General features: G+C 33.2%; 3 protein-coding genes. 1 reads left to right on the forward strand and 2 read right to left on the reverse strand.

All coding sequences use genetic code 25. The features are described 5' to 3' along the window. The coding region (locus GW846_06590; protein ID NDK10412.1) for a GDP-mannose 4,6-dehydratase at positions 1-741 on the reverse strand (741 nt) is incomplete at its 3' end. Between the two features lie 49 nt (positions 742-790). On the opposite strand from GW846_06590, the gene GW846_06595 reads away from it, so the two are divergent. Next, positions 791-2,083: an oligosaccharide flippase family protein gene (locus GW846_06595; GenBank protein ID NDK10413.1), complete on the forward strand. Its 1,293-nt coding sequence runs from the start codon at positions 791-793 to the stop codon at positions 2,081-2,083. Here the strand turns inward: GW846_06595 and GW846_06600 are convergent. Further along, a complete protein-coding gene (locus tag GW846_06600) occupies positions 2,076-2,426 on the reverse strand; it encodes a hypothetical protein (protein NDK10414.1) in 351 nt (116 codons plus the stop codon). The genes GW846_06595 and GW846_06600 overlap by 8 nt on opposite strands. Positions 2,427-2,483 lie beyond the last annotated feature (57 nt).

Genomic DNA, 2,483 nt, shown 5'->3' on the forward strand with positions numbered 1-2,483 from the left:
CGTTCCGATGACATAATCGTCTGGTTTCTCGCTTTGAAGCATCATATGCATTGCCTCGACATAGTCTCCAGCAAATCCCCAGTCGCGTCGGGCATCTAGATTTCCGAGGCTTAGTTTGTCCTGCAGTCCCATTTTGATCCTGGCAACGGCATCGGTTATCTTTCGAGTGACAAATTGGATCCCTCGGATAGGGGATTCATGATTAAATAAAATTCCATTACAGGTGAAAATATCATAAGACTCTCTAAAATTAATCGTCATCCAATATGCATAAACTTTGGAAATTCCATAGGGAGAACGGGGATGAAAGATCGTATTTTCGTCCTGAGAACCATTTTCATGGCTGGTGCCAAACATTTCGCTGGTTGAAGCCTGATAAAATTTGGTCGTCGGGGAAAAAAGTTTTATAGAATTCAATAAATACAGAACTCCCAGAGCGTTGATTTCCGTTGTTAACTTAGCCTGTTGCCATGAAGAACCCACAAATGATTGAGCGGCTAAATTATATACCTCATCAGGCATGATCCTTTTGATAAGATGGAGAAGTGAGGATTCATCGGACATATCTCCGTCGATAAGCTCTATATTCTTCGTTATTCCTAAAAAATCAAGGTTGCTGAAGTTAGGATTTGAGTATCTGCGGATCAATCCATAGACTTTGTAGCCTTTTTCAAGTAATAATTTTGCTAAATAAGGACCATCTTGTCCCAAGATTCCTGTGATCAGTGCTGTTTTTGCCATATTAGTACAAATTATAGCAGATTTTTTTAATTTCAATTATAATTAACAAATGATTCAAAGGCTATTTAATTTTATCAAGAAGCCAACCAGTAAAGATATTATTATTAATACTGTTGGTAATTATCTAAATGTTGTTTTTATCGCATTTTTTGCTTTCTTGCTTGTCCGTATTTTAGCACCTTCCCAATATGGAGTTTTAAGCGTTCTACTTGGAATTGCCTATGTTCTAGCTAATATACTTGATTTTGGAACAACCGCCAGCATATATTCCTATCTCCCAGTTATGATCGAAAAAAAACAAAAAAATATTTATATTTTTTTAAAAACAATTCTGTTTTATCAGACTGGTTTTTCCGTCATAATTATTTTGCTTCTTTTTATTTTTTTTCCTTATTTGGATAAAATTTTCTTTAAAACCGGAGCTCCGTCATGGGAACTTTATGCCACGACATTTTCGGTCTTATTTCTTGTTTGGCAAAACTATGCAATCAATGCACTTTTTGCTGCAAAAAGATTTCTCAAAGCCAATGTCTTTTTAAATCTTTCCAATCTTATAAAAACGATCATCATATTTATCATGATCCCGCTGAAACTGATCACCGTTGGATCAATAATTTTTGTTTTTGGTATTATCGGTCCGATTGTTTTTTTTATTCTTTTATTCTTTGAAAAAAGACATATTGTTTTAGAAATCTTAAAGGCATCAGTAAAAAAAGAAGAGTTTCGTTTTGGTTATACAATTACGTTTTTTATCGCTTCACAGTTTTTTAACTTAGCCCAACGTATGGATCTTTTTATATTGTCTTACTTTCTGTCTAAATCTCCGGAAGTTGGTTATTATGGATTAGCACAAAAAATAATTTTGACCGTCATTGCTTCAATTGCTAGTATTACACAGGTTTTATCACCAAAGTTTTCTAAGATTTCAACTAAAGAAGAGGTAAAAAAAGAATTTAAGACTGGCATAGTTTACTTATTGATTCCAACCGCTTTTTTTATTGTCTTATTCTTTACTCCAAACGTTATTTTTTATCTTTTTTTCACCGAAAAATTTGCCCAAACAGCTATCATTACCAAGACTTTAACATGGCCCTATATCATCTATACCTTTCTTAACTTGCCATTGCTCTTTCTTTTGTATACTGTTAAGAAGCCTTCATATATTTTGATTGCTAATTTGGGAATTTTCATTATCATTAGCTTTGGCAGCTATTATCTTATTCCAACCATGAACGTATCAGGTCCCCCTTATGCTCTAGCTTTATCGTTTTTTATTGGTCTGATTATTCTTTCAGTTGCTTCGTATATTGAATATAAAAAATTGCCTAGTAAAATTATCTAACCCATCGTTCGTAAGTTACTTCTCGAAAACTAATTTCTTTTTTTAGTTGATAACCTTTATTACTCAAAAGACTTTTGTAATCCAATCCGTGAACCCCAAATGAAAACGGAATTACAGTTATTTCTTTTTCAAATTCGCTAACTTGCAAACTCGCCAAATTATTAATTGTCAAATTGCGTGAATAATACTTTACCGGGTCGCTTGATGACATGATCATATAAACAGGAACATTTTTTGGAAGACTCTTTACCAGACTTTTCCAATCCTCACGATGGAATTGAGAAGATAATAAATAAACTAACGAAAAAATAACAAATCCAGTAACTTCGATGTATCGATACATCGAAGTTTTTTTTCCAGAGGCTAAAATGATTGCTAAGATAGGAATTAAATAGATGAA

The sequence above is a fragment of the Candidatus Gracilibacteria bacterium genome (genome assembly GCA_010119145.1).
Lineage (GTDB): Bacteria > Patescibacteriota > Gracilibacteria > BD1-5 > UBA6164 > JAACSU01.